Origin of the sequence: Halomonas alimentaria, assembly GCF_009902005.1 — a bacterium.
In the GTDB taxonomy this organism is placed as follows: Bacteria; Pseudomonadota; Gammaproteobacteria; order Pseudomonadales; family Halomonadaceae; genus Halomonas; species Halomonas alimentaria.
Genome location: NZ_WUTT01000016.1, coordinates 1 through 6,020, shown reverse-complemented (window position 1 = coordinate 6,020; position 6,020 = coordinate 1). Strand labels below are relative to the sequence as shown.

The 6,020-nt window shown below is 64.5% G+C and carries 6 protein-coding genes; 2 read left to right on the top strand and 4 right to left on the bottom strand.

Annotated elements, in window-relative coordinates; translation table 11 throughout:
* The first annotated feature begins 270 nt into the window (after positions 1–270).
* Positions 271–1,302 carry a phosphate acetyltransferase gene (gene pta / locus GRB96_RS15495; protein ID WP_161433180.1) on the top strand — a complete coding sequence of 344 codons (1,032 nt, stop codon included), beginning with the start codon at positions 271–273 and terminating at the stop codon, positions 1,300–1,302.
* A gap of 7 nt (positions 1,303–1,309) precedes the next feature.
* Positions 1,310–2,059 carry a sulfite exporter TauE/SafE family protein gene (locus GRB96_RS15490; protein WP_161433179.1) on the top strand — a complete coding sequence of 250 codons (750 nt, stop codon included), beginning with the start codon at positions 1,310–1,312 and terminating at the stop codon, positions 2,057–2,059.
* Between the two features lie 121 nt (positions 2,060–2,180).
* Here GRB96_RS15490 and GRB96_RS15485 read toward each other — a convergent pair whose 3' ends face one another.
* The 4 genes from GRB96_RS15485 to GRB96_RS15470 are packed head-to-tail and all read right to left on the bottom strand — an operon-like array spanning position 2,181 to position 5,634.
* The gene (locus GRB96_RS15485) at positions 2,181–2,555 is read right to left on the bottom strand and encodes a Lin0512 family protein (RefSeq protein ID WP_161433178.1); all 375 of its coding nucleotides are present in this window, start codon (positions 2,553–2,555) and stop codon (positions 2,181–2,183) included.
* Positions 2,548–2,901 (bottom strand): Lin0512 family protein, encoded by a 354-nt coding sequence (locus tag GRB96_RS15480; RefSeq protein WP_161433177.1) that lies wholly within the window; start codon positions 2,899–2,901, stop codon positions 2,548–2,550. Before GRB96_RS15480 ends, GRB96_RS15485 begins: the two co-directional genes overlap by 8 nt.
* Before the next feature lie 16 nt (positions 2,902–2,917).
* Entirely contained in the window at positions 2,918–4,657 is a 1,740-nt protein-coding gene (locus tag GRB96_RS15475) for a cobaltochelatase CobT-related protein (RefSeq protein ID WP_161433176.1), read from the bottom strand.
* Positions 4,654–5,634, bottom strand: coding sequence for an AAA family ATPase (locus GRB96_RS15470; protein WP_161433175.1), 981 nt, complete (start codon positions 5,632–5,634; stop codon positions 4,654–4,656). The genes GRB96_RS15475 and GRB96_RS15470 overlap by 4 nt, the downstream gene beginning before the upstream one ends.
* Positions 5,635–6,020 lie beyond the last annotated feature (386 nt).

The window sequence follows — 6,020 nt, the reverse complement described above, 5'->3', positions numbered from 1 at the left end:
GACCGTCTGGAAGACGTGGGGCCGGCGCTGAAGAAGGCGGTGGACATGCAGATGAACGAAGGCAAGACCTGCGTCATTGAGGTCATGTGCACCCGCGAGCTGGGCGACCCCTTCCGCCGAGACGCCCTGAAGAAGCCGGTGCGCATGCTCGAGAAGTATCAGGACTACGTCTGACCTAGAAACACTCAGTGGTAGTGGTTTTCCCCCGGCATTGTCGGGGGTTTTTTCTCCCGGGCGTCCGGTTGTGCCCGAGTGAAGGAGGTATATGACGTGAAGGCACTGAATCGAATTCTAGAGCAGGCTCGCCAGGCCCCTCGGCGTATCGTGCTGTGTGAGGGTGAGGATGAGCGAGTGTTGCACGCCGCCATCAAGGCGGCAGAAAGCGGCATCGCCAAGGTTATCCTGGTGGGAGAGCAGGCGGGGATCGAGCGTCAGGCCGAGCAGCTAGGGCTCGACCTGGCAGCGATCGAGATCATCGATCCTGCGGACTCTCCCTTGCGTGAGGGCCTGGCCGAGGCGCTACATGCACTTCGCGAGAAGAAGGGCATGACGCGTGAACAAGCCGACGCCGTGGTCGGCGAGCCGTTATGCTTCGCCAATCTGCTCGTCCGTGAGGGGCATGCCGATGGCTGCGTTGCGGGGGCGGTCAATACCACCGCCGACGTGGTGAGAAGCGCCATCCAGTTGCTGGGGCTGGCACCGGGCAGCAAGCTGGTGTCGAGCTTCTTTCTGATGATGCTTTGCAAGCCGTTCCACAACCTCAAGGGTGGCATGATCTTCTCCGACTGTGGCCTGGTCATCGACCCCGATGGTGAGCAGTTGTCGCAGATCGCCATGACGGCGGCCGACAGCGCCGAGGCACTGCTGGGCGAGGAGGCGAGGGTGGCCATGCTGTCGTTCTCGACCAGCGGCAGCGCCCAGCACGGCAATGTGGAGAAGGTGGTGCAGGCGGCGCGGCGGGTCAAGGCCGAGCGCCCTGGGCTTGCCATCGACGAGGATGTGCAGCTCGACGCGGCCATCGTCGCCGATATCGCCGAGCGCAAGCTTCCCGACTCGAAGGTCAAGGGCAATGCCAACGTGTTGATCTTTCCCGATCTGCAAGCCGGCAATATTGGCTACAAGCTGGCCGAGCGAATCGGTGGCGCCGAGGCCATCGGCCCGCTCCTTCAGGGCTTGGCCAAGCCGGCCAACGATCTCTCGCGAGGCTGCAGTGTCGATGATATCTACCACGTGATCGCCGTGACCACCGTGCAGGCACAGGCTGCGGAGGCGCGGGACATGGCCGCCGCCGACGACGCCTGAGATTGCCATGAGCATCGACGTCCTGCTGCCCTTCGTGGCCATTGCCGCGGTCGCCGGCTACTTTCAGACGGTGACCGGCTTCGGCCTGGGAATGATCGTGATGGGCGCCACCAGCGGGCTCTCCATCACCTCGGTGGCCTCGGTGGCAGCCGTGGTCAGCCTGATGACCCTGGCCAATAGCGCCGTGGCGCTGCCAGGCAAGTTGAAACTCCTCGACCTGCGAGCCACGGCCGCCACCATCGCCGGCATCATTCCGTCGATCATTGTCGGTGTGCTGCTGCTTGACTACCTCAGTCACAGCGCGGCCAGTGTGTTGCGCATCGCCCTTGGTCTGGTGGTGTGTTACGGCGGGCTGAGCCTGGTGCTCAGGCCGCGACCCCGCGAAACGCTCTCCTCGCGGGGCAGCTTCTTTATCAGTGGCATGTTCTCGGGGCTGTTCGGGGGGCTGTTCGGCATCGCCGGACCACCGGTCATCTATCAGTGCTACCGCCAGCCGATGTCGCTGATGGCGATTCGCAACATGCTGATTCTTCTGTTCGCCGCCACCTCCGGCATGCGGACCCTGTTTATCGGTGTGCGTGGGCAGCTGGATGCCGAGATTTTGATTCTTTCCGCCTGGGCCATTCCGGTGGTGGCCCTGGCGACCTATCTTGGCCGCCGCTGCCCACCGCCGCTCTCGGCGCTGGCGATGCGCCGTGTCGCCTTCGTTACGCTGATGCTGATCGGGGGTGGGCTGATCGCCTCGGAAGTGCTGTAAGAGCGTTGCGTCGGTCATTCGCGGCCCAGCCCCGCCGAGTAGTGCCGGGGGGCTGGGCGCATCAGCTCGCCGAAACTCCCTTGCCATCTTGCGTGATAGTACGACTATCCTTGGGCCTCACTTACCCTTGGGCGTCACTCAGCTTCCAGGCACCCGGCTCCAGCGGCAGGAAGGCGGCGATGGCGGCGGTGGCGATGACGTGGGTGGTGGCGTTGTCGGGGTCGTGGACATCGAGACCTCCGTGAACCACCTGGACCTCGGGGCGGCCGCGGGGCAGTTCGGCGCGCAGCGTCTCGATATCGACCCGCTCGGGCTGCTGAACACCGATGGTCACCTGAACGCGCATCTCCCGGTGGTCGATGCCGAGTGACTTGAACAGCACGATGGAGGAGTGGTGCAGGGCGTCCTGCACGGCACGGCAGGCGGCCTTGGTGTAGTCCTCGCCGTAGAGGTCGTTGCCGGTACCCATCTCGAGAATGATGCGTTTCTCAGTCATGACGCGGCTCCATATCGAAGGAGACGATGACGGCGGCATTGGCGATCACGCTGGTGCCGCTGCCGTCGGGCTTGTCGATGTCGAGGCCGCCCTTGACCACCGTGATGCTCGGCTGGCCGTAGGGGAAGACGCCCAGCAGGGCGTCCCTGTCCACGGCCTCGGGCCGCTGCACGCCGATCTCGACGTCGATCAGCATCGCCTCTCTGGGGAAGTCGAAGGCATCGGCAAGATTGAGGGAGTTGTGCCACAGGGCGTCGCGGATCGCCCGCGCCGCCGCTTCCGTGTAGTTGCGGCTGCGGATCGAGGTGCCCATGCCGAACTGGTGCACCAGGCGTGTCTTGGCCATATTGGTATCTCCTCACTCAGCGGCGGTGGCGGCCGCCGATCAGTTCGACGATCTCGTCGAACAGGTGGGTATCGAGCGCTTCGGACATGTCGGTGGCCAGGCAGCGGCGGTAGAAGGGGCTCAGGTCCAGTCCCACGCCCAGGCCCAGCACCTCGACCTGGCCTTCACGCGTGCGCCGGGCGACCACCTCCTTGAGGTGATTATCCAGGTAGTAGGTGTCGTTGGTCAGGTTGGTGGCGCTATCCGCCGGGCAGCCGTCGGAGATCACGATCAGGATGCGTCGGTTCTCCGGCCGGGCGAGCAGGCGTTCACAGGCCCAGTCCACCGCTTCACCGTCGATGCCCTCGCGGAACAGGTCGGCCTTGAGCAGGGCGGCAATGTCGGTGCGAGCGCGACGCCAGCTACGTTCGGCGTCCTTGAACACCAGGTGGCAGACCTCATTGAGACGGCCCGGCTCACGGGGGCGTCCACTGCGCATCCACTCCTTGTAGGCGCGACCGCCATTCCAGGCCCCGGTGGTGAAGCCGAGCAGCTCGGTGCCGGCGCCGATCATCTCCAGCGCGCGGATCAGGCTCTCGGCCATCATCGTCACCGGGACGATGTGATGCTTCATGGAGCCGGAGCAGTCGATCAGCAGGCTGACGGCGCAGTCGGTTCCCAGCTTGAGCTGTTCGCGATAGAACAGCCGACGCTCGGTAGGCGAGCTGACCAGCTGTGACAGGCGGCGTCCATCGATACGGCCCTCCTCCTCGCCGAAGGCCCAGCCATCCTGGCGAGGCTCCCACAGCATGCTGCCGAGTCGACGCGCCAGGCGAGGGAGATTGATACCCTGTTCGACCGTGGCCTGATCGAGACGCTCGCGATACTCGCGGAGCAGGGCGCGGCGTACCAGGCTGCCGGCGTTGACCTCGCGGTCGAAGCGGGTAGTGAAGACGCGATAGGTCGAGGCGGAGTCCTCGAAGACCTTGCTGCGCCCGGTTGCCGCCGCGGCGATGCCAGCGTCGTCGCCGTCGCTGTCCTCGAAGTCGAGCAACAGCGCAAAGGCGCCGGTGGCGGCCTCTTCGTGATCGGCGGCCTCGTCGTCATCTTCGGCCTGAGCCTGGGCTCGCTCGGCGCGCACACGCTCACCGACGATGGCAGCGATTGCCAGGGCATGCTCGGCATAGGCGTCCTGGTCGTGACGTTGGCGGCGCAGGCCGTGCAGCGCCGTACCGAGCTCCCCCACCAGGGAGGCGCGAGTGCCTTCGATATAGTCCTCGGTCTCCTCGAGTACCGGCCGGGCATGCAACCGTGACCAGCACATCTGGGCCACGGTGTAGAGCAGAAGGCCGATGCTGCCTTCGGTGAGGCCGGAGCGGTAGAAGTCCCGCGACCAGCGCTCGAAGCGCTGCAGCAGATTGTCGGCCATGCCGGGCATATCGTCAGGGACCCGGGTTTCCACCCTCAGCTGCTCGAGAAGCTCGAACACCAACCGCTCGATCGGGTCATCGGGGCAGCGCTGTCGATGCAGGGCCATGTCCGAATGCAGCAGGCGCATTGCCATGCCATCGGCGACGGCCCGGCAGTCGGCGAAGTCGTCCTGGGCCGGGTCGATGCGCAGGTGCGGCGCATGAGTGGGGAGGCGCCTCTCGCCCTGATAGAGGCGCTGCCCGCGATAGTGAAGGTCGGCATGGCCGGTGATGGCACGCAGACTGGCCGCGCAGAGCTCCTCGATCCGTTGCTGCCGGCGCGCCTGCTGCTGGGCGCTTGCAGTCATGACGGCTGGGCCTCCTGCATCCAGGATTCGTCGAGTTCCTCGCCGAAACAGCGCTGGTAGTACTCGGCAACGATGGGCCGCTCGGCCTCGTCACACTTGTTGAGGAACGAGAGCCGGAAGGCCAGGGCGGGATTGCGGAAGATCTCGCAGTTCTCGGCCCAGGTGATCACCGTGCGCGGTGACATCAGGGTGGAGAGGTCGCCAGCCGCGAAGCCCTGGCGGGTCAGATTGGCGACCGCCACCATGGCAGAAATCAACTCGCGTCCTTTCTCGTAGTCCTTGCTGGGCACTCGGCTCAGCACGATCGCCACCTCCTCCTCGCGAGGCAGGTAGTCGAGCTTGGCGACGATGTTCCAGCGATCGATCTGGGCGTGGTTGAGCACCTGGGTGCCCTGGTAGAGCCCGGAGAGGTTGCCCAGGCCTACGGTATTGGCGGTGGCGAACAGCCGGAAGTGGGGGTGGGGGTGGATGACCCGGTTCTGATCGAGCAGGGTGAAGTTGCCGTCGCGTTCGAGGATGCGCTGGATGACGAACATCACGTCCGGACGACCGGCGTCGTACTCGTCGAAGATCAGGGCCACCGGGCGCTGCAGCGACCAGGGCACGATGCCCTCCTGAAACTCGGTGACCTGCACGCCGTCGCGCACCACGATCGCGTCCTTGCCGACCAGGTCGAGACGGCTGATATGGCCGTCGAGGTTGACCCGCAGGCAGGGCCAGTTGAGGCGGGCGGCGACCTGTTCGATATGCGTGGACTTGCCGGTGCCGTGCAGCCCCTGGACCATCACCCGGCGGTTGCGAGTGAAGCCGGCCAGGATCGCAAGCGTCACATCAGGGTTGAAGCGGTAGGCCTCGTCGACCTCCGGCACGTACTCGTCACGCTCGCTGAAGGCGGGAACCTCGAGGTCGCTGTCGATACCGAAGAGTTCGCGTACCGAGCGCATGACGTCGGGTTTGGCATTGATCAGATCTGTCATCACTGTCTCCTCGGCCGTCGCGGGCCGTTGACCTTGAGCCCTGCGGCCGTGTTGCCGGGCTTGGCGCGTGAATGGGCGACTGTTGTGCTATGAGCAGTTGTCGTGCTGCGGGCGTGCCACGTCGAGCGATAGGCCGATAATAGATCAGTTTCTCAAAAAGAATCAAATCGTACCGTTTTATGAAATATCGTGTTGACGTTCAGGTTTTGGCGAACTAGAGTGACAGCTCATTCCGTAAATCGGAATGATTTATTCCATAATAAAGCAAGCCACATAGCGCATTTCGTCAGTGTCGCCTCGGAGGACTCTCATGAGCACAGACAACACCACAGATACCCGTCAGGTCGTGGAAGGCAAGCAGAAGATGACGCCCTCGGAGGCCTTCG